Raw genomic sequence first — 21811 nt, forward strand, 5'->3', positions numbered from 1 at the left:
CGGGCGGGGCCGAGCGCGCCGGGGCGGTGTCGTCCCGCGTCAGGACGCCGCGCGCACGGCGGCTGGCTCGACGAGCCCCAGCGCGACCATGTCGCCCAGGTACTTGTGAATGAGCTGCTCGCTGACGTGCGGCAGGGGCGCGAGATCGCCCGCCCCGCCGCGCGCCGCGAGCTGCCGCAGCCGGGCGAGGAGGCGCTCCGCGTCGAACACCTCCCCGTCGGCGCGCGCGGGGCGCTCCCACGCGTTGAGGATCGGCAGCGGCGAGTGGCGCCGGAGAGGCTCGCTCAGCTGCATCAGCCGGTCGCGGAACGCCGCGTACCACGCGGCGTAGTCGTCGACGCGCTCCACCGGGTAACCCGCCGATCGGACCCACGAGACGATGACGTCGAGCGAGATGCCATCGTCCCAGTAGGGGTTCACGACATGGTAGGTCGCGCGGCGCGCCGTCTCCCCCTCATCGCCCGCGGAGGGCCGCCGATCGACGGCGACGGCGGCGATGCTCCGCGCCACGGCGTCCACGGGCAGGCCGTCGTAGTGGCCGGCGCGGTGCGGGCGGCCGCCCTCGTAAAACGATCGCGGGGCGAGGCCCGTGTACACGATGCCGCACAGGAGCCTCGTGAAGAAATCGGGGACGTTGATCTGGGAGCGATACAGGCTGTGCGCCATGATGCCGCTCGGGCGGTAGACGTTGACGGGGAGGCCGAGCGCGTCGTGGGCGTTCTGCAGCAGCACCTCGCTCGCCCACTTGCTCGTCGCATACCCGACGGCGTATCCGGCGCCGAGCGCGCGCTCCGGCCAGAGCTCCCGGATGTCCTCGTCCTCGCGGATGGGACCGCTCCGGTCGAGGCCGCCGACCGCGGCGACGGTCGATATGTAGTTCATCGACTTGACCCGGTGCGCGAGCGCCAGGCGGAGCGCCTCCACCGTGCCGAGGACGTTGGGCTCGAAGAGCTGCGGGTAGCTCAGGGCGTGGTTCACCAGGGCGCCGTTGTGCACCACGCAGTCGATCTCCGCGCAGAGGTGCGCGTAGAGGTCGTCCGCCAGGCCGAACCTCGGCTCCACGAGGTCGCCGGCGAGCGCGACAAGTCGCCCATGCGCCGACAGCGCGTCGAACCGCTCCAGGAGGGCGGGATCGGACTCGTAGGTCGCGCGGAGCCGATCGAAGGCGAGCGAGTCGTCCGGCGAGCGCACGACGCAGTACAGCCGGCCCTCCTCGGGCAGCCGCTCGAGGAGCTCCAGCGCGAGGAACCGGCCGAGGAACCCGTTGGCGCCGGTCAGGAGCGCCACCCTGGCCTGCGGCGGCAGGGCGGCGGCCGGCGTCGCGCGCCTCGCGGCCGCGAGCTCGTCCGGCCCGAGGAACCTGTCGAGCCGCAGATCCGCGGCCCGGACGACCTCGGCGCCGGCGCCGTGCACATCCTCGAAGCGCGCGGCGCGGCGGGGGGATTCACCCGCCAGGGCGTGCTCCAGGTGATCGGCGATCGCGCGGATGCTGCTCGTCGGGTTGAGCAGGAGCCCCACGGGCACGTCCACGCCGGAGATCTCCTCGATGAGGCGGCTCACGCGGACGGCGCTGAGCGAGTCTCCGCCGAGCTGCGCGAAGCTCCGCGCGCTCCGCGGCTCGACGCCGGCGATCCCGAGCGTGGCTTCCAGGGCCCTCTTCACCACCGTCGCGGCGGACGCCGGCGTCGCCCCGCCCCCCTCGCGGAGGCTGCGGAGCTCCTCGAGCTGGGTGCGCTCGATCGTCGCGTAGAGCTCCTCGAGGCGGGCGCCGTACCTGGCCTTGAGCCGGGCGCGCGCCGGTTTCTGCGTCCCGGTGAGCAGGCCGTTCGCCCGGGTGAACGGGGCCGGCTCGATCAGGAAATCGCGCGGGATCTCGTAGCCGCGGAGCTGGTGCTCCCGCGCGATGCGGTCGATCTCCGCGCGGAGCAGCTGCCGGACGGGCTCGCCGTCGGGCTTCACGTCGCGCTGCCGCAGGTGGGCCGAGATCTCGCGCATCTCGGGGACGACGACGGCCAGGAGGTACGAGCGCGCGCTGTTGCCGTAGAGGAAGATCTGATGGATGAAGGGGCTGCCGGCGCTGTAGAGGACCTCGAGCCGCGAGGTGGCGACGAACTCTCCTTGCGACAGCTTGAGCACGTTCCGCGCGCGATCGATCCAGACGAGGGTGTCGGGCCCGCGCTGCTCGACGATATCGCCTGTGTTCATGAGCCCTTCGTCGTCGAAGAGCGCCCTCGTGGCCTGCTCGTTCTTGTAATAGCCGGGCACCATGAGGCTCGATCGAATATGCAGCTCGCCGCGCGGGTACGGCTGGTCCGTGGTGGAGTAGCCGAGCTCCGGGACGTCGACCAGCTTGAACGCGGTCACGAACTCCCGATCCAGCCGGCCATCGGACGTGAGCGAGGAGGCCTCCGTGGAGCCGTACCCCTCGAAGACGGGCACGTCGAAGCAGCGCTTCAGGAACGAGAGGACCTCTGGCGGCGTCGGCGCCGATCCGATACCCACGTGGAGCAGCCGGTCGCCGAGCAGCGACCCGCGCATCTCCGCCATGATCTCGCGCTCGATCCGCCGTCGCGCGGCGTCGTCGCCGCCGGCGCTCAGCCCTCGAGCACGCCTCAGGACCTCGGCCTGGAATTGCTGGTGAATCAGCTCCGCGATGCGCGGCACCAGGAACAGCGTGGTCGGCCTGGCCAGGCGGAGGTCCTCGAACAGGGTGGACATGTCGCTCTTCAGCACGAAGTGCGTGATCCCGCCGCGCATGAGGGAGCGGCCGACCTGGCTGCGCCCGATGAAGTGGTTCATCGGGCTGTAGTTGAGGCCCACGTGCGGCACGAGGTCCAGGCGCGGGTCTTGGCTCCTCGTGAACACGCGCTGCCAGTACCGGTGCCAGAGGCTCTCGGGGATCATCGCGCCCTTCGGCGATCCGGTGCTCCCGGACGTGTACATGAGGGTCATCAGCGGATCGGGCTCGCCCCGCTGCGCGGGCAGCACCTTCGGCGCGATGCCCTGCTGCCGGCCGAGGCGCTCCACCTCGTGCATGGCCCGCACGGCGAGGCGGCGGCCTCTCGCCTCCAGCGGCCGCAGGGCTCGCCTTGCGCGCTCGAGCTCGCTGTGCCCGCAGCGATCCCCTTCCAGCAGGTCCATGACGACGATGCTCCGCACGGAGGGGCACCGCGGCAGGATGTCCTCGATCCGCGCGAGCTGGCCCACGCTGCAAACGACGCAAGCGAGCTCGGCCTCGGTGACGATGAGCTCCAGGTCGGCGGGGGTCACGTCGGTTTGCAGCGGCACCGAGACGGCGGAGAGGTACATGCAGGCGAGGCCGGCCACGACCCAGTCGGTGCTGCCGAAGCCCGAGATGCCCACGAAATCGCCCGTGTCGGCGAGCTTTTCGTGCTGGAGCCCGGTGGCGAACGCCTCGACGCGGGACCATACGTCCGCGTAGCTGACGGCGCGGAACTCCGGCAGATACCGCGGCGCGCTGCCGCCGGCGGCCGCTGTCGCCGCGGTGTCGAGCGGGCGGTGGCCGATGCAGGGGCGATCCGCGTAGAGCTCGAAGGCCGTCGCCACGCACTCGATCGTCGTGCGACAGCTCCGGATCTTCTCCAGCGCCGCCGGGGAGGGCAGCGCCCGCCGGAGCTCCTCGTCCGTCTGCACGAGCCGGGAGCATCGCTCCAGCGATCTCGTGAAGAGCAGCTCGTTCGAATCGTCGTTTTGGGTGATCTCCGATTCTTGAGGATCGCGGGTATCGCTCGACGGGTCCATGCGCGCGCACGTTGAGCGGAGCGCGGCCCCGGGCAAGCCTCGGTCGGACATCGGCCGTCGCGCCGAGCCGGGCGGCGGCCGCCCGAGCGCCTGCCTAGACGTATCGCTGCTGCGGCGTCTTCTCGGCCTGGGGGGCGGTGCTCGCGCCGGCGAGGGGCGATGTATCGAGCTGCGCCAGGAGGTCGGCCGGGCCGTCGTACACGGCGATGGTGCCCGCGAGGGCGCTGTCGGTCCAGCCGCCCGAGCGGAAGCCGATCGTGCGCAGCCCGGCCCGCGCGGCCGCCTCGACGTCGTAGGGCGTGTCGCCGATCATCACGACCTCGCCGTGCGGCAGCTTCAGCTGGTCGAGCGCCGCCTGCACGATGTCCGGATCCGGCTTGGACTGCTCGGCGTCGCTCGACGACGTGGCGCTCTCGATCACCCCGTCGGCGCCGGTGAGCTTGAGGAGCTCGCGGAGCTTCTCCTTCTGGGCCGAGCTCGCGATGACGATCCTGAGGCCGCGCCGGTGGAGCTCCTCGAGCAGCTCCTTCGTGCCGGGGAAGGCGCGGAGCTCGGGCAGGAGCTGCTTCATGAAGATCTCCGAGCAGCGCCCGCTGATCCGCTTCCCCTCGGGGCTGTCGCTCGAGATCCCCGTCACCTCGGGGAGGAGCTTGTCGCCGCCCATCCCGATGAGCCGCCGCACCTCCTCGAACCGGACCTTGTGCCCGAACTCCTCCAGCGCATCGACCCAGGCGCGGGCGTGCGCGTCGTTGCTGTCGATCAACGTGCCGTCGACGTCGAAGATTACGCCGCGAATGGCTGCCATGACCCGGCTCCTCTCCTGGTTTTGTCGCTTTCCCTGCGTGTTCCCTGCGCGTGGTTCCGCTGCTTCGAGCTGGTCTGTCCGGCGGCGGCGCGCCGAGGGCGGCTCGGCGCCGTGGCCGTCCGCTCAATCCCCCTTCTCGTAGGTCCGGATGGACATCATGTAGGCGATGATCGCGTCCACGTCCGCGTCGGAGATCTCCTTCTCCGAGAAGGAGGGCATCGCGCCGAGCCCGCTCCGGATCTGGAGCCGGATAGCCGCCGCGGGCGCCGGCTTGTTGTTGAGCCCCGGCCCGAGCCCTCCTGCTCCGCCCGGATGGCACTGGTTGCATTGCTTCATGAAGACCACCTCGCCGCGCCGCTCGGGCGGCTCGTCGAGCGGGGGCGGCCCGAGGATCGGCTCGCTCCTCCGGGAGGAGCCGCACCCGGCCGCGAGCCCGAGCGACGTGGCGAGGAGACCGCAAATGACAGCGCGCAGGACCATGATCGCCTCCTCCCTCAGCCTGCGGCCGCCGCGCGGGTGATGCGGAACAGCGCGCCCGTGCCCTGCTTCGGCTTGGCGCCGTGCTCATCCATGAGCATGACGCCGAAATCGACGACGTAGAGCGACTTCCCCGCGCGATCGAAGCGCACGGTGATGGGCCGCTCCAGGCCGCCTGTCTTGAGCCGCGACGCCGGGCCGTTGTCCTTGCCGCGGTTGACGGCGAAATCGCGGATGACGCCGGTCTTGAGGTCGACGCGGACCACCTTGAAGCCGACGGGGTGCAGGACCTTGCCGACGTCGGGCGCCTGATCGCCGAACTGCGCGACGAACGCGTCGCCGACGAAGCCGAACGACGGGTCGCGCGAGATGTCGATACCGTTCGACGAGCTGTGCACGGCGAAGAGCGCGACCGGCTGCGGCGGCGGGTTCGGCAGCGTCTCGAGGAGGGCAGGGGGCGTCTGCCCGCCGGGCGGGGCGTAGCGATCTTGCGCGACGGGGCGGCCGTCGGCGAAATCGGGCCAGCCGTACCAGGTGCCCGGCTTCACGGCCCAGAGGGAGTCGGCGTTGCCCCAGACCGGGCGGCTGCCGCGCTCGTCATAGCCGTTGTCCGTGACGAACAGCTTGCCGTCCGGCGAGAACGCGAGCCCGAACGGATTGCGGAACCCCCAGGCGACGAGGTTGAGCGTGCCCCCGCGGGCGGGCACGCGCATGACGGCGCCGCTGCACGGCACCTTGCCCGGGATGACCTGTCCTTTCTGCGTCTGCGTGCCGAACCGGACGAAGGCGCCGGTCGTGGCCTTGTCGTCCTGGTCCTTGGTGAGCGGGTTCGGCGTGGTGAGCGCGGCGCCGGTCAGCGTCACGTCCTTGCAGGGGACGTCGTGGAACTCGGGGTGTCGTTTCAGCCAGCCGAACTTGTAGTTGTCCTCGCCGACGATGCCGGAGTTCGTGGCGGTGCCCTGACCGAAGTAGATGAAGCCATCGGGGCCGACGACGGGCCCGTTCGTGTGGTGATCTCCGAAGCTCGGGAGCCCTGCGACGAGGGTTTGTCGCTCGCCGCCGGGGGTGATCCGGAGGATCCGGCCGCCCTCGGTCACGCCGCCCTCCGAGACGATGAACGCGCCGTCGGCCCAGGCGACGCCGGTCCACGGCGGGTTCTTCCCGGTCGTGACGACGGTGGTGCGGCCGCCCGGCTCGATCCGGAGGAGCCGTGGCGTGGTGAAGACCTCGCCATAGGAGTAGCCGGCCTCGGTGACGTAGACCTGCCCGGCGTCGTCGAACGTGACGCCGGTCGGGAAGGTGAGGCCGGTGGCGACCACCTCGATGACGTATCCGGCGGGCACCTCGATGTCCGCGGTGCGGATCGACCGGGCGGGGGGCGGCGGCGTCGTCTCGCCGCCGCCCGAGGAGGCGCGTGCGCTGAAGCAGCCGGGCGCCGCCGCGAGCGCGGCGAGCCCCAGGAGGAGCATCGGTGTCAGGCGAGAGCGCGGCGGTGGACGGCTCGTGGCTCGGGTGTTCAAGCGTTCTCCTGTGGATCGGTGCGAACGAGGGGCGGCGGCCGGCGGCCGCGTTCCCGGACCGTGCTGCCAAGGCTCGCAGGACTCCGGGCGCGCGTCGAGCAATGGACATGCCGGGAGCGGGGGGCGCAGCGCGGGCGCGATCGGCCCGCGGGGTCGCCGTGGCGACCTGGCAGGGCTGTGGCGGATCGCCACGCGACGGGGCGGCGGTCGGTGCGGGGGAGCGGGCGACCCTGATTTCTGCGTCGACAGGCGCGTCCGGATCTGGTGGAACGGGAGGTGGTGAGACGGGCAGCGGGGAGCTCACGAGCTGCTGCGCAGGTCCGGTGGAGGGCGGCATGGCGAGCTGGGATCCTGCTCAGTACCTGAAGTTCGAGGACCAGAGGGCGCGTCCGGCGGTCGATCTGCTGGGCCGGGTCGACGTCACCGTCCCGGGCGACCTCGTCGATCTCGGCTGCGGGGCGGGCAACATCACGCGTCTCGTGGCGCAGCGCTTCCCGGGCCGGGGGATCCTCGGGGTCGACAGCTCGCCGGAGATGCTGGCGAAGGCGCGCGCCGCGCTGCCGGGGGGGCGGTTCGTCGAGGGCGACATCGCGCGCTTCGCGCCGCCCGCGCCGCCGGCGCTGATCTTCAGCAATGCCGCGCTTCACTGGCTGGACGACCACGCGGCGCTGTTTCCGGCGCTCCTCGGGCGGCTCGCGCGCGGCGGCGTGCTGGCGGTGCAGATGCCGCGGAACCACGGCGCGCCGTCGCACACGGCGATGGTGGAGGTGAGCCGGATGCCGCGCTTCCGCGACAAGCTGGCGAAGGTGGTGCGGGAGAGCCCGGTCGCGGCGCCTGCGGCGTACTACGACGTGCTTGCGCCGCACGCGGCGCGGATCGACCTCTGGGAGACGGAGTATCTGCACATCCTCGAGGGCGAGAGCCCGGTCGTCGAGTGGACCCTGGGGACGGCGCTCCGGCCGCTGCTCGCGGCGCTCGACGAGGGCGAACGGGCCGAGTTCCTGGAGGCGTACGGGACGCGGGTGGCTGCGGCGTATCCGAAGGCGGCGGACGGGAAGACGCCGTTTCCGTTCCGGAGGTTGTTCCTCGTCGCGACGGCGCGGTGAGCGGCTGGCGGCGCCGGAGTCGCGCGGACGCGTCGGAGCGGAGCGGCGCGGCTGTGGTGATGGATCAGCGCGTGTACTCGATGGCGCCGACGCCCTCGGCCTGGGGGAGGACGGTCACGAGCGCCTGCGCCCCGAAGGAACTGGACGACAGCGAGGAGCGGACGGCGACGAGCCATGTCTGGTCGCTCCTGCGCGCGACGAGGATGACGCACCGCTCGCCCTGAGGCGAGCCCGCGCGCACCTCGGCCTCCGGGACGACGCGCGCCTCGGAGGCGGCGCAGCCGTGGACGTCGAACTTGCGGTGCGACAGCGCGGTGAGCGCCGAGCTCGCCGCCTTCGTGGCGCCCTCGTCGGCCGCCGGTGCGGCGGGGGCCGCCGCGGGGGCGCAGCCGGAGGAGAGCGCTGCGAGGAGGGGGAGCCAGCGGGCGAGGGCGATCGTGCGTGTCACGGCGATGTCGTATCGCGGCGGCGGGTCCAGGGGAAGCGCCGGGCTCGGGGAGATCCCCGGGACCGCGGGTGCGGGCGAGAGGCTGCCCGAGCTCGTCCACGGTGCGGGGGGAGGTGTTGCCGAGCCGCCCGGCTGCCGGGGAGGGGGTGCGTCGCACGGGGTGGGGGAGCAGGATGGCACGACCGGCTGGATTTATGCGGCCTTCGAGGGAGCGGAGGCCGGCGTCAGCCTGGGGATCTTGAGCGCTATCCGCGCGATCTCTGGCCGGCTGGACGATCCGTGGCATCTTCGGCGGTGCACTCGGCGCCCACATATGAGGCAGCGCAGGCGACCCCTCACCGCCCGAAGCGGCCGCGATGAGCAAGCCCGCGCCAGGTGCTCGTCGGGATCCTCGCACAAGCAATCGCGCCTACCTTGCGGCGGATGATCTTGCGACCGCGCAGATGGCCGCGCACACCCTCCCGGAGCTCCTTAACGCTACGCACGCACCCGCGCAGTCGCGCCCGTGCTCGACCTCGCGACCGCTTTGCGCACTCGCTCCTAAGCACTTCCAGAACGCCGCCGTCAGACACGGTGCCGCGCTCGACGTCGGCCTCCAGGATCACGGTGTCAGCGTTCGTACGTCCCAGCGCCTACGGCGCTCTCCGGCGGAATCCCGAATCCGCTCACGGCGAGCCTGGCCACCTCACGATCATCCATGCATGCCAAAGCTCCCATTAGAATTTATTCGTTCAAGCGTCCGCAATCGGAATAACCATTGGCTCGGTTACCGTAGTGGCATCCGGAGCGGTCACAATACCGATAACCCGTGCCGCAAAATGAACCCTATCCGTCTTGCGAACTTCGACATGGCCGCGCTCGCCCCATGGAGCCTCTGGGTTATCAGCTGAGATCTGACAGATCCAGCCACCAGTAACCAGCTCGTGCACCCTAACCCTCTTGATGGTGTACGACTTATGCTCAATGTTGTCATTTATTGCCAGTGCATATATATCGTCATGGTTGATCCTGGCACAAAAAAATTCCTTGGGCATCTTGTCCCGATCTTCGCCCACCGGATCCAGATACACCGAATCGAGGAATTCTAAGGCTACAACGTCGCCGTCGACGAGAGTGTCTTCCATTGAATCGCCCTTTACTATGGCGAATGCACTAACCCGCGATCCCTCTATGCGAAACAACTGAGCAGCGTCGGACACGTCAGGCGAGAAGCTCGGCCCAGCAGGGAGCTTAAATATCTGCTCAACTCGATAAGCCTCACGAATCACGTGAGCAGGTACAGTTATCATTCTCAACCGATCCCGAAGCTTGCGTTTTGGTGCCTGCTGGTACATCGTGAACGCGAGATCATTAGCCGCAGCGCCGTCGTTTGGCTGGCGCATGCGTTCAATCTTTTCATGCAGTGCATACTCAAAGAACTCGCGCAGTGAGTGATGGACGGATCTGGCAGATCCTATCGCAGCTGTTGCCCTCCATGGCTTGTCGCTTCTCCAATTTTTGCCGAATATCTGCTTTTCAAAATTGGGTCGATGAACAAGACGACGGCGCTGCGACGGTAAGAGCGAACCTATCTGGTCGTTAGCATTAGTAGCCTCATCGGCCTCGTCCTCATCATGTATCACGCGGTATTCGATCCCGAATTCATTGAGGACAATCTGAAATGCGGGAATGGTCCATTTGCCCCTGCAGTTAATCAGAGCAACAGACCTGCGTGTTGCAAGATATGTAGGCCAGTGAACCTCTCCGAGATCGCACAGTTTCCTGGCGATTGCGTCAATAGATGCGATCTCGCAGTCTCCCTCAACCATTGTGACCCTACGCGTAAAAATACCTCGTTTACGGCAGGGTCGAAATTGAGAAGCATCCTCAGTCTTGAGCGCCGTTCCTTGTCGCTGTCACCGTTGCCAAATATATCGTTTGTTCGTTGAATGATTTCCGGATTACCATTTTTCTTGACAATTACGATGCCGTCGTGTCGATCCGCAAGATCGAGAAAAACCGGAGAATGTGTTGTGCAAACGACTTGGCCAACTCCGCTCTGCGCAATCCTAAGCAAAGCGTCCCGCATGCGGCGGCACATCTCTGGATGCAAATAGATCTCAGGCTCTTCAATGAGAAATAGTGTTCTAGAAGCATCGGAGCTCCCAACGACGCGCAACTGCTCGGCCCACATCTGAAGCAGAGCGAGCACGATGGACCGCTGTGCACCGTGTCCTTGGTGCTCTGGACGAGTTGATATGTCACCGTCGAGAACCCGAAATTCCGTCTTGCTTGCCAAGTCTGCGGTTACATCCGGTGCGGTAAATCGCAGATCGGCACAGATGTCAATCAGCTCTCTAAGCTTGGAGGTGATCTGCGATTCGACGCTTGCCACAATCTTGTGCTTGCCGTCAGACGCAAAAAGCTGCGCGAGCTCCTCTGCTGCTCTCCGAAATCTGATTACTCTCTCGTGCTTCGACAGCTGTTGTTCGAACAATGCATTGACAATCTTGCGGACGGCGGATTGTTTCTCGCCGACATCGGCCTCGGCCCCGGTCTCGCGAAGCGCTGGTACCCATATTACTGTAGGAAGCACAGAGTCGAGATTCGACAGATTGCCGCCGGGATTGGGCGCCCATGGCTGAGTCTCTTCGATAAGAGGTGAATTGATCTGCACGGCGGCACGAAGGTATGAGTCTTTGCTAGGCTTGGATAGTTTTCTCGAGCCTGCCGCGTCTGCGGTATCGACAATCGCTTTCCACTCTGGTCCGAGGTTTGCGATCTCTGCTTTCGATTTTAGCTCGGGCCATTCACGAAACCGATGTTGCCTCGTGGTCGGGCTGTATGCAAATGATTCGGGGGCGACCCCTGGAGCTCTCCACGACTTCTTTATTCGATATTTTTCGATGCCACCATCTGTGAATATGTGAGACCGTACTGCGTGCTTCTCTTTGTCGGCATCCGTAAGCCTATCGAACTCAAGTTCGACTTCGATTGGTCCAAGCGACGGGTTCAGGTTGTGAAATTGATCATTTGTTGGTCGGCCGCTTCCGGGGCAGGCTAATCGAATAGCTTCGAGGATGGATGATTTGCCTACGTTGTTTTCTCCGACGATTGATACGAAGTCTGCTGAACCTTGTCGGCTTTCATCTCTTGCGGGGACTGTGATCGATAGATCTTTGATTGACTTGAACCGTCTGATGACAACCTGCGCCAGTCGCATGCGTGCAGGTTAAGGGCACTGGGACGGTGGTGTCTACCTTTCTCTGCACCGACATGCAGGCGGATGCGATCTAGAGTCTCCGCAGGGGGGGGCGATCGGCTAAGCCATGGGAATATAAGGCAATCGACATGTCACGGTTGCTCGTGTCTTGAAAGGATGTTCAGGTGATGCATGATGCGTCGCCGCCCGAGATGCTGAGACCGGTGCGGCCGAAGTCGCTCAGCATTGTTACCGAGCCGGTTCATTGATGGCGAGCAGACCCGGCTGGCTGATCGTCATCAGCAACCGGATGCGTGCCGGTCACGAGCGCGATGGTGCGGGCGTGCTCGGGCGCGGCAAGGGTGCGCTCCCTCCGGTCGCCGCAGCGCGCCCTTGACGCGTCCTGCGCGCGCCCGCTGGCCGTCGCTGCGGGTGATGGGCATACGGATGCTTCCGGCGGGGGTTCGGGCTCCGGATGGTCATCGAGCAGTCGGCTCAAAAAGTGCCCGATAAGGTGCATCTACCGGGCGCGGTAATACCGTCCGCCCCGGCGCTCACCCGCCCTCCGGCGGCTCCTCCTTCGCCTCCAGTGCCGCCAGCAGCGCGGCGAGCCCCTTCTTCAGCGACGCCATCTGCTTCTCGCCCAGCTTCCGCGTGAGCTCCTCCTCCAGATCCATGAGCACCCCGAGCCCGTGGAGCAGCGCCTTCAGCCCGTGCGGCGTGAAGCGCACCCGCTTGGCCCGCCGGTCCTCCGGATCGGGCGTCCTCTCCACGACGCCCATCGCCTCGAGCTCCTCCACGAGCTGGCCCACCGCCTGCTTCGTCACCCGCGCGCGCTCGGCCAGATCGGTCAGCCGCGTGCCCTCGAGATCGATGTACGGCATGAGCGCGGTGTGCGCCCGGCGCACCCCAGGCGCCCCGCGCCGCGCGATGCGCGCCATCGCCCGCTCGTCGAGCAGCCGCGCCGAGCGCAGGAGGAGCTGACCGAGGCTCGCGCGTTTGCGCCGCTCGAGCTCGGCAAGATCGCTGGGATCGAGGTCGTTCTTGGCCATGATGGTAAAGCTACTTGACTAAATGGTCAAGCAGCTTTACCAATTGGAGCATGCTGCGACAACTCGATCAAGCCCTCTGGGTTGCGGAAGACACGTTGAAGCTGCCAGGCATGCATTTCCCGGCGCGGTCTCCGGTCGTGCGGCTCGCGGACGGCGGGCTGCTCCTCTTCTCGCCGCTGCCGGGCGTGGAGCAGGTGGCGGGCGAGATCCGGGCGCTCGGGGAGGTGCGGGCGATCGTGGCGCCGAACCTGTTCCACCACCTCGGCCTCGCGCCGGCGGCGCGGGCGTTCCCGGGGGCGCGGCTGTTCGGCCCCCGGCGGCTCCGCGAGAAGCGGCCCGACGTGGCCTTCACGGACGAGCTCGGCGACGCGCCGGACCCGCTGTGGTCGGCGGAGATCGACCAGGTGACGGTCGGCGGGATGCCCAAGGTCGACGAGGTGGTCTTCTTTCACCGGCCGAGCAGGACCCTCTTTCTCTGGGATCTCTGCTTTCACATCACGCAGAGCGCGCACTTCCCGACGCGCCTCTTCATGCGCCTGAACGGGGCGTATGGGCGGTTCGGTCCGTCGCGCTTCGCGCGCTCGATGATGCGCGATCGCGCGGCGGTGGGCGCGGCGGTGAAGCGGATGCTCGCGTGGGCGCCGGAGCGCATCGTGGTGGCGCACGGCGACGTGATCGAGCGCGGCGGGAGAGCCGCGCTGGAGAGCGCGTTCGAGCGGGTGCTGTGAGCGCTGCGCCGGGCGGCGATCATGCCACCCCGATGCGACCCTCCCGCCGCAGGTGATCGAGCCGGTGGGCGAGCTGCGCGGTCTCGATCCACCGGCGGAAGGCCGGGTTCTTGGCCACGTAGGCGGCGAAGGCGGCGTTCGTGAACGACTGCGGGTCGCACCCGCGCGCGGCGGCGATGGCGGCGGCTTCCTCCAGGAGGCGCACGGCATCGGACCAGGAGGTCTCGACGGTCTTCTCGCTCCCGGACGGAGCTCCCTCGCCGCCCTCGGCGGTGGCGACGGGGTTGTTCTCGACTTCAAGACGATCGACAGCGCGCATGGCGTGACTTCCTTTCCGATGATTCGCCTGGGCCCACGCGCGAGATGAGGGCCGGGATCACGCGATGAGGTAAGCCCGCGAGCCGGAGATGCAAGGGCCCGGGCGCCGTCCCGGCGCCGACGCGAGGGGATCCGCCTACTCGACCACCCGGACCGTGGCGTCGAGCAGGTTGACGCCGCTCTGGGCATCCCACGCCGCGCCGCTCGAGAGCTGGATCGCGTAGCGCGGGTCGTCGCGAAGGCGCTCGGACCCGTCCGGGAGCCACAGGCCGAGCCGGTAGTCGCCCGGGGAGAGATCGGCCGGGATCTGCGCCTCGAGGCAGAGCTCGCTCTCCTCGCCCGGCGCCCAGCGGCGCGGGTCGGCGTCGACCTGGACGACGCGCCGCGCTTCGCCCTGCTGGAGCACGAGGTAGACCGGGCGCGGATTGTAGGCCCGGGCGTAGCCGTCGTTGAACAGGCGCAGCCGCAGCGACAGCGGCTGTCCGCGACCGACCTGCTCGGGCGACTCGTGCCCCATCACCACGAAGCGGTATCCGAGGCGGCAGGCGATCGTCTCGAAGCAGCCCTCGGACCGCCAGCCGTCGATCACGTCGGTGTGGTAGTCCGTGTTGATGAAGCTCCAGTGATGCAGCGAGAGCTCGGCGAGCGCCGAGCCGCACTGGCTGCGCGGCGGATTGGGGGCGCACGTCTCGCCGCCGACGGGCGTGAACGCGGAGTCCGCGATGGCATAGTCCTTCTCGCTGGGGAGCTGGTAGGTGCCGACGTCGTCGGCGCTCGCGAGGAAGCAGTCGTTGAGATGGCCGACGCGCGAGAGCGGCGCTCCGGAGAACGCCGTCTCCTCCGTCAGCGGGCCGCCGTACGCATCGAGCTTGTGCGAGGGGCGGCGCGCGAGGGTCATCCTGTCGCTCGGCAGCGCCGCGAGCAGCGCGTCGAAGATCTGCTGGCGGCTGGCAGGGCTGGTGAGGTCGTTCGTCGAGGAGTGCCACTCGCCCCAGGCGCCGACGAAGCCGGGGTGCAGCACGGCGATGACGTCGGCGTTCCGCTCGAGCACGGGCTTGAGCTGGTCGATGTGGGACAGCACGCGGTCGAGCGGCGCGTCCGGCGCGGTGCCCGTGTCCGCATAGTAGAAGCGGGGGAGCACCTTCAGCCCCGCCGCGCGCGCGGCGGCGAAGCTCGCGTCGAGTCGGTCGATGAGGTCCTGGTCGATGTCCCGCGTGCGGTAGTCGTCGATGAGCACCTTGCCGTAGATCAGCGAGTAGCCCTCGCCCCGGAGATGCGAGAGCGAGCCGAGGCTCCGGAGATCCGTGAAGCGGAAGAGGCCGCGCTCGGGGTTGAGCACGCCGCTGCACTCGGCGTCCGTGGAGGGATCCGCGCCCGTGGCGAACAGCTTGGGCGAATAGGAGCGCTCCACGGTGGCGCCGCTCAGCCCGCAGGCGCCGGGCGGACCGCCCGCGCCGCCGCTGCCGTCGCTGCCGCCGCCGTTGCCGTCGCCGCCGGTGCTGCCAGCGCTGCCGCCGCTGTTGCCGTTGCCCGCGCCACCGCCGCCGCCGCCCGCGTCGCTCACGCCGGAGGTCAGCGCGCCGATCGGGCTGCCGTCGCCAGCGTCTGGAGCGCACGCCGCCACGAGCGCCAAAGAAAGGCAGGGGACGCTCGCGCCGCGAAGGAGGCGCGACAGGACGTGACGTGATGACCGGATGCTGGGGTGGCGCATGAAGCGATCTCCTCTCCTCGTGAAGAAATGAAGCTGGCTCAGCCGACCTCGCGGGCGCGCTGTCCGTCGCGCGCTGCGTGTTGCACGGTCGAGGCCAGCGGAGCCGCTCGGCGGAATGCGAGGCAGGGGAGGTGAGGAGCTGCGCAAGGATCGTACACCCGCGCACGAAGCGGACAGCGAACGGGGTCTGTCTACGCCCCGGCCGCCGCGCGGGACACCTCGGCGATCGCCCCGAGCAGCGCGTCGTTCTGCTCCGGCGTGCCCACCGTGATCCGCAGCTTGTCGTGGAGGCGCGGCGCGTCCCAGTAGCGCACGAAGATCGCCCGGTCGTGGAGCGCCCGGTACATCGCCTGTGCCGACAGCCCCCCTGCCGGCGGCGTCGCCAGGATGAAGTTGGTCTGGCTCGGCGCCACCGTGAACCCCCGCTCGCGCAGCGCCGCCGTGAGCCGGGCGCGCTCCGCGATCACGCGCTCCCAGCTCTTCCTCGCCTCGTCCCGCGCGGACAGCGCCGCGGTCGCCGCGGCCTGCGCGAGGATATCCGTGTTGTAGCTGTCGCGCGCCTTGTCGAGCGTCTCGATGAGCCGCGGGTGCCCGAGCCCGTACCCGAACCGGAGCCCCGCGAGCGAGTACCCCTTGCTCAGGGTCCGCAGGAGCAGCACGTTGTCGAGCCCGCGCGCCGGATCGAGCAGCGGGATCGCGTCGGCCTCCGCGAAATCGACGTACGCCTCGTCGATCAGGACCACGCCGCGGAACGCCCGCGCGATGCGCTCGAGCTTGTCGAGCGGCTCGCGCCGCCCCGACGGCGCGTGCGGGTTGACGAGGAGCGCGAGCCGGCAGCCGCGGTCGTTCAGGCGGCTCGCGAACTCCTCCGGGACCGACCAGTCCTCCTCGAGGGGGACCTGGGTGATCGTCGTGCCATGGATCTCGGCGAGCACGTCGTAGAGCGAGTAGGTCGGGTACGTCTCGCCGAGGCCGAGGCCGCCGGGCTCGCAGAACACCGTCACCGCCATGCGCAGCAGCTCGTCGCCGCCGTTCGTGGCGATCACCTGCTCGGGCGACAGGCCGTGGAGCCGCGCCGCGGCCTCGCGGAACTGCTGCGCGCGGGGCGGCGGGTACCGGCGGAGCTGATCGGCCGAGACGCCCCGGATCGCCTCCAGCACCGCGCTCGGCGGCGGGTACGGGTTCTCGTTGGTGTTCAGCTTGACCACGTCGGCCCGCTGCGGCTGCTCGCCGGGCGTGTACGGCGTGAGGCGGTGGATGTTGTCGCGTTCGTACGGCATGGGGATGGCCGTCCTCTCGCCCACCGCCCCGCCGGAGACAAGCGCCTCGTCGGGCGCGGCGCGCGGCCGCTCGATCCCGCGGGAGCGCGCGCGCCGACCTGGACGGCGCTGTCCGGGCGCTCGTCGCCGCGGACGCGCGCCCGCGATGGCCTTGCGCCGGAAGCGCCGGTCGCGCCGGCTGCGCGGATCGGACTAAGATGCGCCGCATGACGACGACGCCCGAGCCCGAAGCCTTCCTGGTCCTCTCCTGCCTCGGCCCTGACCGAACGGGCCTCGTCGCGGAGGTGACCCACTACCTGACCGAGCGCGGCGCCAACGTGGAGGACAGCCGCATGGCGGTGCTCGGCGGCGAGTTCGGCATCCTCCTGCTCGCGTCGGGCCCCCCGGGCGCGATCGAGGCGGTCGAGCGCGAGACCGCCTCGCTCACGCGGGCGACGGGGCTCACGGTGCAGAGCCGCAGGACCAAGAGCCCCGAGTCGCACCGGCGCGCGGCGACCATCCCCTGCGTCATCTCCGTCGACGCGCTCGATCACGAGGGGATCGTCCGCGCCGTGTCGCGCGCGCTCCACGGCGCGGGCGTCAACATCGTCTCGCTCGAGACCTCGGCCTACGAGGCGCCCGTGACCGGCTCGCAGCTCTTCCGGATGGAGGCCCACGTCGACGTCCCCGTCGGGGTGTCGCTCGCCCAGCTCCGCAAGGCGATGGACGCCGTGGCGGAGTCCGAGAACCTCGACATCGAGGTCCGCTCGCTCATCAAGGGCTGACGCCGCCCCGCGAGAACCGGTATCTTCGTCGGCCATGCCCTTCAGCAATCTGAGCTCCCCCCGCAAGGTGCACGGCCTCGACGCGGAGATCCGCGGCGCCGCGTTCCTCGCGAGCCCCGGCCTGGTCGCGATGGTCTCGACCGATCCCGTGCGCCTCGGCGTCTGCCCGATCGGCGGCGCCGGCGCGAGGACGACGAACCTGTCGCTGTCGTCGGCGCACGACGTGGCGCTGCTCTCGAAGGACGTGGCCGTCGTGCGGAGCGACGACGCGGTCTGGGCGCTGCTCGGCATCACGCACGGCCCGAAGCTCGATCAGGTCGGCCGGGACGCGCGGCAGCTCGCGACGCGCCCGTCCGGCGAGACGGCGCTCTCGCTGGGCTGGGACGGCAGCGCGACGGAGCTGAAGCTCGACAAGATCGAGGTGAACGGCCGCACGTTCGCGGTGCGCGGCTCGGCGCGGGCGTTCGACCTGACCGACACCGAGACGCACGTGGTGATGGACGGCGCCGGGGAGGGGGGCGAGCTCCGCGTCCACCCCGGCGCGACGCCCGAGCCGGGCCCGACGCTGCGCGCCTCGCTGCCGCGCGCGGCCCAGAACCTCGACCGGGTGCGCGGCGGCCCGAAGCTGACGGCGGTGTACAAGCGCGGCGCGAGCGCGGCCTGCGCGGTCGTGCGGTCGTCGGGCAAGCTGGCGGCGAAGATGCTCGCCTTCAGCGATCCGGTCGCCGACGTGGCGGTCCTCGAGTCCAGCCTGTTCGCCTGCTTCGCCGACGGCCGCGTCGCGCTGTTCGACGGCGCCGCCATCGAGGCCGCCTCCGGCGCGCCGCTCGCGCCGACGGCCAGCGTCGCGCTCGGCGCCCGCGGCGAGCCGGCCGTGCTCGTGGCCGCCGGCAAGGGGTCGCCGACCCTGTGGGTGGGGACGAGCGCCGGGGAGATCTGGAGCCTCGCGGTCGTGCGCAAGCAGGGCGGCTGAGGCGAGGCCTGCTCAAATCAAGGCGGGATGACTCGGCAAAAGGCGCTGCCTCGCTGCGTCATCTCCCTGTCGAGTGTACACAAGGGCATCGCCTCCTGAGCCGCGAGCCAGACATAGGCGGCGTCCGCTGCGCGAAGCTTCGATGCGATCGCCGTGTCTCGAATTCTTCGCGCGCGCAAGGGACCTATGGTAGCTACATCGCTCGCGACGGACATCAGCGCATCAACATAAGCGCACACGGCCGCGGTCGGCTCACCGACGCGCGCCAGCGATGCGCCGACCTCAATCGGAAAGATCGCTGGCACGACGAGCTCGTCGAGACCTTCGAGAATGCGCGTGACTCGGGCCCGCGAAACCGCATGAGAAGGCTCATTCGGCCGCACGGCGGCAACGGCGACGGAAGCATCGAGAACGAGCTTCATCGTCGCCCCGAGAGCAGATCTTCCACCGCGCTTTCCTGGGGTTCCGTCGAACCCAGCCCTGCGAACAGTCGCTCTATCTCCACCTTGGACAGATGCGGCTTTGGCGGGACAGCCACATCGATCGGCACGATCGCAGCCACGGGTTTGCCATGCCGTAGGATCAAGGTGCGCCTTTTGTGGTGCTCCGCTTCATCCACCAAGGCGGAAAGGTGAGCCTTTGCTTCCGCGAGCGACGCCTTGCGCATGTGACCATTATGACCAGATCGTTCCCATGGGCAAGTCTGGGACCGCTGGACACGCGGTGAAGACGACCATGGGTTCGCGCTTCCCGGGAGCAACCGGCAGACCAAAGAGCGACGCCCCGCGTGGGCTCGAACCGCGCGCCGCGGTCAGGCCGCGCGCCGCCCTCACGCCGCCTTCGCCGCGATCCGCCCCTCGACCACGGCATCCGGATCGACCGCGTCGAGCGTCGTCACGACCCGATCCGCCCCCGCGGCGGCCAGCAACGCGTCGTCGGCGAGCCGCGCCACACCGAGCGCGGTCATCCCGGCCGCCTTGGCGGCCTGCACCCCGGCGGGGGCGTCCTCGACGACGAGGCAGCGCGCCGGGGGCACGCCGAGCGTGCGCGCGGCGGCCAGGAACAGGTCCGGCGCCGGCTTGCCGTGCGCCACCGCGACGCCGCAGAGGTCGGCGTCGAACAGGTCGAGCAGCGTCGTGCCGGGCGCGACGGCCGGGCGGCGGATGCGCTGCTGCTCGGAGAAGGCGTCGGCGCGGATCCTCCGGAGGAGCTGGCCCGCGTTCCTGGACGACGACGCCGCCGCGATGGGCACGCCGCGCGCCTTGAGCCCCAGGATCAGCCGCATCGCGTCAGGGAAGACGACGAACTCCCCCGCCTCGATCTTCCGGAGCAGCGCCTCCTGCTTGCGCTCGGCGTAGAGCCGCGCGCGCTCGGCGGCGTCGGGCACGCCGAAGTAGTCGAGCGCCGCGCGCGCGCCGCTCTCGCGCGCCTTGCCGGCGACCTCGCTCTGGTAGACGGCCGTCGTGAACCGCTCGGGCGCGTAGCGCGTCTCGGGCGCGATCGCCCGCCACTCGGTCGCCATCAGCGCCTCCAGCGCCTCGCGCCAGGCGCGCTCGTGCGGCGAGTCGACCACCACCCCGTCGACGTCGAAGAGGACCCCCTCGAAACGCATGCCGCCGACATGGCGCCGGCGCGCCGTACCGGGAGCCCCGAGGGCGCCCTGGCGATGCGATGCGCCGCCGGCCGCCCGCGCAACGCCTGCCGCGGCGCTCGCCCGTGCCCGCCCGCGGCGCTCGCCCGCGCCGGCCCGCGGCGCTCGCCCGCGCCCGCCCGCGCCTGCCCGCCTCCCGCCGCTGCGCCGGGGGTGCTACGGTCGAAGCTCGTGCCGCCCGTCCGCACCGGAGCCAACCCCCACGCGACGCGCCTGCCGCGCGCGCTCGTCGTCCGCGATCCGGAGCCCGAGGAGCTCCGCGCGACCATCGACTGGTCGGACTGGTACCTCGACGACGCGGACGGCATCGGCGCGTGGGGCGAGCACGACGAGATCGCCCGCCTGCTCCTGTCCTCGATCGCCCAGCTCGCGCGCGAGCGCGGCTGGACCGACCACCACGCCGGCTCGGAGCGGTTCTTCGCGTGGGTGCGCGAGGAGCCGCTCGTGCGCGTCTCGCCGGACGTCTACCTCCTCGATCACCGGCCCGCGCCGCCGCTGCCCAAGCAATGGCAGACCTGGCTGCCCGGCCACCGCCCGCCGCGCTTCGCGCTCGAGATCGTGGCGAGCGACTGGCAGAAGGCCTACGAGGACATCCCGCTCAAGTACTGCCAGCTCGGCTGTCCCGAGCTCGCGATCTTCGATCCGCTGGCCGCCGCGCAGCGGCCGCCCGCCGGCAGGGTGGCGCTCCAGGCCTACCGGCGCGACCCCGACGGCGCGTACGTGCGCGTGCACGCCGGCGCCGGCCCCGCGTGGAGCCCCGCGCTCGACAGCTGGCTCTGCGTCGTGGGCAGCGGGGCCGACGCGCGGCTCCGGCTCGCGCGCCCGGACGGCAAGGGCGAGCTCGTGCCCACCCAGGAAGAGGTCGCGGCGACCGAGGCGCGCGCCAGGGAAGCCGCCGAGGCCCGGGTGCGCGAGCTCGAGGCGCGGGTGCGCGAGCTGGAGCAGCTGGAGCCGCGATAAGGCACGTCGCGCGGTGCGCAGCGCCGCTGCGCAGGACGGGAGCGCCGCGCCGCTCTGGCCGCGCCGGTTCCACCGCGCCGCGTTCGGCGGTAGGCTCGCGGCATGTGTCGGAACATCCGTCCTCTATTCAACTTCGAGCCGCCGGCGACGGAGGAAGAGATCCGGGCGGCCGCCCTTCAATACGTGCGCAAGGTGAGCGGGACCCGCAGCCCGAGCGGGAAGAACGTCGCCTGTTTCGAGCGAGCCGTCGACGACATCGCCGCCATCACGCGCCGCCTCGTCGAGTCGCTGGAGACCACGGCTCCGCCCAAGAACAAGGAAGTCGAGGCCGCGAAGGCCCGCCTCCGCAACGCGCGCCGCTTCGGCACCTGACGCGCCGGTCCGCTCCTCATCGGGCAGCGGCGGCAGGCAGGCGGCCGCGCCGGTTGGGCCGCCGAGCCTGGCTCCGGCCCGGCGGTTCCGTTATGTTCGCGCACATGGGCGACGCCGCCGCCACCCAGCGCATGAGCGCTGCAGCGTATCTCGAGTGGGAGCGCGCGCAGGTCGCAAAGCACGAGTATTCCCTCGGCGAGGTCTTCGCGATGGCGGGCGGCAGCCCGCGGCACAACTTCCTCTCGAACGCCGTGGGGGCGGAGCTCCGCGCGGCCGTTCGCGGCAGGCCGTGCCATGCCCTGTCATCGGACCAGCGGATCTCCGCGAAGCAGGGAGAGCGCTACGTCTACGCGGATGCCGTCGTCGCGTGCGGCGGTGTGCGGATGGAGCCGGGCACCAGCGACGTGCTCGCGAACCCGAGCGTCGCCGTCGAGGTCCTGTCGCCCAGCACCGAGGCGTACGACCGCGGCGAGAAGTGGGCAGCGTATCAGCGCATCCCGTCCCTCACCGACTACCTGCTCGTCTCGCAGACCTCGGTGCGCGTCGAGCACTTCCGGCGCGAGGCCGACGGCTCCTGGCGCTACCTCGTGATCGAGGCGGGAGGCGCGATCTCGCTCGCGATCGGCGCCGCCGTTCCCGTCGACGCCATCTACGAGGGCGCCTTCGAGCTCGACGCCGGCTGAAGGGGTGCGATCGGCGCCGC

The 21811-nt window shown here is 69.9% G+C and carries 21 protein-coding genes; 7 read left to right on the forward strand and 14 right to left on the reverse strand.

The window, feature by feature from the left end:
• Window positions 1–39 precede the first annotated feature (39 nt).
• The 4 genes from WMF20_RS48895 to WMF20_RS48910 all read right to left on the reverse strand — a co-directional run bounded on the left by WMF20_RS48895 (window position 40) and on the right by WMF20_RS48910 (window position 6513).
• On the reverse strand, window positions 40–3762 hold the full coding sequence (locus tag WMF20_RS48895; protein WP_437608859.1) for a thioester reductase domain-containing protein: 3723 nt from the start codon (window positions 3760–3762) through the stop codon (window positions 40–42).
• 94 nt (window positions 3763–3856) lie between these two features.
• Window positions 3857–4567, reverse strand: coding sequence for an HAD family hydrolase (locus WMF20_RS48900; RefSeq protein ID WP_437608861.1), 711 nt, complete (start codon window positions 4565–4567; stop codon window positions 3857–3859).
• A gap of 123 nt (window positions 4568–4690) precedes the next feature.
• Entirely contained in the window at window positions 4691–5047 is a 357-nt protein-coding gene (locus WMF20_RS48905) for a c-type cytochrome (RefSeq protein ID WP_129580687.1), read from the reverse strand.
• Between the two features lie 14 nt (window positions 5048–5061).
• On the reverse strand, window positions 5062–6513 hold the full coding sequence (locus tag WMF20_RS48910) for a PQQ-dependent sugar dehydrogenase (RefSeq protein ID WP_437608864.1): 1452 nt from the start codon (window positions 6511–6513) through the stop codon (window positions 5062–5064).
• Between the two features lie 386 nt (window positions 6514–6899).
• Between WMF20_RS48910 and tam the strand changes: the two genes are divergently transcribed.
• Complete coding sequence (gene tam, locus WMF20_RS48915; protein WP_437608866.1) at window positions 6900–7670, forward strand: trans-aconitate 2-methyltransferase; 771 nt, start codon at window positions 6900–6902, stop codon at window positions 7668–7670.
• Between the two features lie 64 nt (window positions 7671–7734).
• Here tam and WMF20_RS48920 read toward each other — a convergent pair whose 3' ends face one another.
• The 4 genes from WMF20_RS48920 to WMF20_RS48935 form a co-directional block, all read right to left on the reverse strand.
• Window positions 7735–8118, reverse strand: coding sequence for a hypothetical protein (locus tag WMF20_RS48920; RefSeq protein ID WP_437608868.1), 384 nt, complete (start codon window positions 8116–8118; stop codon window positions 7735–7737).
• Between the two features lie 731 nt (window positions 8119–8849).
• Window positions 8850–9926: a TOPRIM nucleotidyl transferase/hydrolase domain-containing protein gene (locus WMF20_RS48925; protein ID WP_437608870.1), complete on the reverse strand. Its 1077-nt coding sequence runs from the start codon at window positions 9924–9926 to the stop codon at window positions 8850–8852.
• Window positions 9812–11320 (reverse strand): AAA family ATPase, encoded by a 1509-nt coding sequence (locus WMF20_RS48930; RefSeq protein ID WP_437608872.1) that lies wholly within the window; start codon window positions 11318–11320, stop codon window positions 9812–9814. The genes WMF20_RS48925 and WMF20_RS48930 overlap by 115 nt, the downstream gene beginning before the upstream one ends.
• 533 nt (window positions 11321–11853) lie before the next feature.
• Window positions 11854–12351 carry a MarR family winged helix-turn-helix transcriptional regulator gene (locus tag WMF20_RS48935; protein WP_437608874.1) on the reverse strand — a complete coding sequence of 166 codons (498 nt, stop codon included), beginning with the start codon at window positions 12349–12351 and terminating at the stop codon, window positions 11854–11856.
• Between the two features lie 50 nt (window positions 12352–12401).
• Here WMF20_RS48935 and WMF20_RS48940 point away from each other — a divergent pair, with 50 nt between their 5' ends.
• Window positions 12402–13079 (forward strand): DUF4336 domain-containing protein, encoded by a 678-nt coding sequence (locus WMF20_RS48940; RefSeq protein ID WP_437608876.1) that lies wholly within the window; start codon window positions 12402–12404, stop codon window positions 13077–13079.
• Between the two features lie 19 nt (window positions 13080–13098).
• On the opposite strand, the gene WMF20_RS48945 is transcribed toward WMF20_RS48940, so the two are convergent.
• From WMF20_RS48945 to hisC, 3 genes are all read right to left on the reverse strand, one after another.
• Window positions 13099–13398 carry a hypothetical protein gene (locus WMF20_RS48945; RefSeq protein WP_437608878.1) on the reverse strand — a complete coding sequence of 100 codons (300 nt, stop codon included), beginning with the start codon at window positions 13396–13398 and terminating at the stop codon, window positions 13099–13101.
• Window positions 13399–13533: 135 nt separating this feature from the next.
• Window positions 13534–15108: a DUF4832 domain-containing protein gene (locus WMF20_RS48950; protein WP_437608880.1), complete on the reverse strand. Its 1575-nt coding sequence runs from the start codon at window positions 15106–15108 to the stop codon at window positions 13534–13536.
• 191 nt (window positions 15109–15299) lie between these two features.
• A complete protein-coding gene (gene hisC, locus WMF20_RS48955) occupies window positions 15300–16388 on the reverse strand; it encodes a histidinol-phosphate transaminase (RefSeq protein WP_437608882.1) in 1089 nt (362 codons plus the stop codon).
• A gap of 206 nt (window positions 16389–16594) precedes the next feature.
• Here hisC and WMF20_RS48960 point away from each other — a divergent pair, with 206 nt between their 5' ends.
• A complete protein-coding gene (locus WMF20_RS48960; RefSeq protein WP_237244816.1) occupies window positions 16595–17152 on the forward strand; it encodes a glycine cleavage system protein R in 558 nt (185 codons plus the stop codon).
• Window positions 17153–17186: 34 nt separating this feature from the next.
• Window positions 17187–18125: a hypothetical protein gene (locus WMF20_RS48965; protein WP_437608884.1), complete on the forward strand. Its 939-nt coding sequence runs from the start codon at window positions 17187–17189 to the stop codon at window positions 18123–18125.
• Window positions 18126–18142: 17 nt separating this feature from the next.
• Here the strand turns inward: WMF20_RS48965 and WMF20_RS48970 are convergent, their stop codons facing one another.
• From WMF20_RS48970 to WMF20_RS48980, 3 genes are all read right to left on the reverse strand, one after another.
• Window positions 18143–18547: a type II toxin-antitoxin system VapC family toxin gene (locus WMF20_RS48970; RefSeq protein WP_129580699.1), complete on the reverse strand. Its 405-nt coding sequence runs from the start codon at window positions 18545–18547 to the stop codon at window positions 18143–18145.
• Window positions 18544–18792, reverse strand: coding sequence for a type II toxin-antitoxin system Phd/YefM family antitoxin (locus tag WMF20_RS48975; protein WP_129580700.1), 249 nt, complete (start codon window positions 18790–18792; stop codon window positions 18544–18546). The genes WMF20_RS48970 and WMF20_RS48975 overlap by 4 nt, the downstream gene beginning before the upstream one ends.
• Before the next feature lie 162 nt (window positions 18793–18954).
• Complete coding sequence (locus tag WMF20_RS48980; RefSeq protein ID WP_437608887.1) at window positions 18955–19737, reverse strand: HAD family hydrolase; 783 nt, start codon at window positions 19735–19737, stop codon at window positions 18955–18957.
• A 192-nt stretch (window positions 19738–19929) separates the two neighbouring features.
• On the opposite strand from WMF20_RS48980, the gene WMF20_RS48985 reads away from it, so the two are divergent.
• From WMF20_RS48985 to WMF20_RS48995, 3 genes are all read left to right on the forward strand, one after another.
• Complete coding sequence (locus tag WMF20_RS48985) at window positions 19930–20736, forward strand: Uma2 family endonuclease (protein ID WP_437608889.1); 807 nt, start codon at window positions 19930–19932, stop codon at window positions 20734–20736.
• A 102-nt stretch (window positions 20737–20838) separates the two neighbouring features.
• A complete protein-coding gene (locus tag WMF20_RS48990) occupies window positions 20839–21108 on the forward strand; it encodes a DUF2277 domain-containing protein (protein ID WP_129580703.1) in 270 nt (89 codons plus the stop codon).
• A 104-nt stretch (window positions 21109–21212) separates the two neighbouring features.
• A complete protein-coding gene (locus WMF20_RS48995) occupies window positions 21213–21791 on the forward strand; it encodes a Uma2 family endonuclease (protein WP_437608891.1) in 579 nt (192 codons plus the stop codon).
• Window positions 21792–21811 lie beyond the last annotated feature (20 nt).

Source organism: Sorangium sp. So ce834 (assembly GCF_051521425.1).
In the GTDB taxonomy this organism is placed as follows: domain Bacteria; phylum Myxococcota_A; class Polyangia; order Polyangiales; family Polyangiaceae; genus Sorangium; species Sorangium cellulosum_D.

What these genes read in the sequence shown, in the direction of transcription:
- WMF20_RS48895 (WP_437608859.1), bottom strand. Translation starts at nt 3,762, where the DNA reads ATGGACCCGTCGAGCGATACCCGCGATCCTCAAGAATCGGAGATCACC.
- WMF20_RS48900 (WP_437608861.1), bottom strand. Translation starts at nt 4,567, where the DNA reads ATGGCAGCCATTCGCGGCGTAATCTTCGACGTCGACGGCACGTTGATC.
- WMF20_RS48905 (WP_129580687.1), bottom strand. Translation starts at nt 5,047, where the DNA reads ATGGTCCTGCGCGCTGTCATTTGCGGTCTCCTCGCCACGTCGCTCGGG.
- WMF20_RS48910 (WP_437608864.1), bottom strand. Translation starts at nt 6,513, where the DNA reads ATGCTCCTCCTGGGGCTCGCCGCGCTCGCGGCGGCGCCCGGCTGCTTC.
- tam (WP_437608866.1), top strand. Translation starts at nt 6,900, where the DNA reads ATGGCGAGCTGGGATCCTGCTCAGTACCTGAAGTTCGAGGACCAGAGG.
- WMF20_RS48925 (WP_437608870.1), bottom strand. Translation starts at nt 9,926, where the DNA reads ATGGTTGAGGGAGACTGCGAGATCGCATCTATTGACGCAATCGCCAGG.
- WMF20_RS48930 (WP_437608872.1), bottom strand. Translation starts at nt 11,320, where the DNA reads ATGCGACTGGCGCAGGTTGTCATCAGACGGTTCAAGTCAATCAAAGAT.
- WMF20_RS48935 (WP_437608874.1), bottom strand. Translation starts at nt 12,351, where the DNA reads ATGGCCAAGAACGACCTCGATCCCAGCGATCTTGCCGAGCTCGAGCGG.
- WMF20_RS48940 (WP_437608876.1), top strand. Translation starts at nt 12,402, where the DNA reads ATGCTGCGACAACTCGATCAAGCCCTCTGGGTTGCGGAAGACACGTTG.
- WMF20_RS48945 (WP_437608878.1), bottom strand. Translation starts at nt 13,398, where the DNA reads ATGCGCGCTGTCGATCGTCTTGAAGTCGAGAACAACCCCGTCGCCACC.
- WMF20_RS48950 (WP_437608880.1), bottom strand. Translation starts at nt 15,108, where the DNA reads ATGCGCCACCCCAGCATCCGGTCATCACGTCACGTCCTGTCGCGCCTC.
- hisC (WP_437608882.1), bottom strand. Translation starts at nt 16,388, where the DNA reads ATGCCGTACGAACGCGACAACATCCACCGCCTCACGCCGTACACGCCC.
- WMF20_RS48960 (WP_237244816.1), top strand. Translation starts at nt 16,595, where the DNA reads ATGACGACGACGCCCGAGCCCGAAGCCTTCCTGGTCCTCTCCTGCCTC.
- WMF20_RS48965 (WP_437608884.1), top strand. Translation starts at nt 17,187, where the DNA reads ATGCCCTTCAGCAATCTGAGCTCCCCCCGCAAGGTGCACGGCCTCGAC.
- WMF20_RS48970 (WP_129580699.1), bottom strand. Translation starts at nt 18,547, where the DNA reads ATGAAGCTCGTTCTCGATGCTTCCGTCGCCGTTGCCGCCGTGCGGCCG.
- WMF20_RS48975 (WP_129580700.1), bottom strand. Translation starts at nt 18,792, where the DNA reads ATGCGCAAGGCGTCGCTCGCGGAAGCAAAGGCTCACCTTTCCGCCTTG.
- WMF20_RS48980 (WP_437608887.1), bottom strand. Translation starts at nt 19,737, where the DNA reads ATGCGTTTCGAGGGGGTCCTCTTCGACGTCGACGGGGTGGTGGTCGAC.
- WMF20_RS48990 (WP_129580703.1), top strand. Translation starts at nt 20,839, where the DNA reads ATGTGTCGGAACATCCGTCCTCTATTCAACTTCGAGCCGCCGGCGACG.
- WMF20_RS48995 (WP_437608891.1), top strand. Translation starts at nt 21,213, where the DNA reads ATGGGCGACGCCGCCGCCACCCAGCGCATGAGCGCTGCAGCGTATCTC.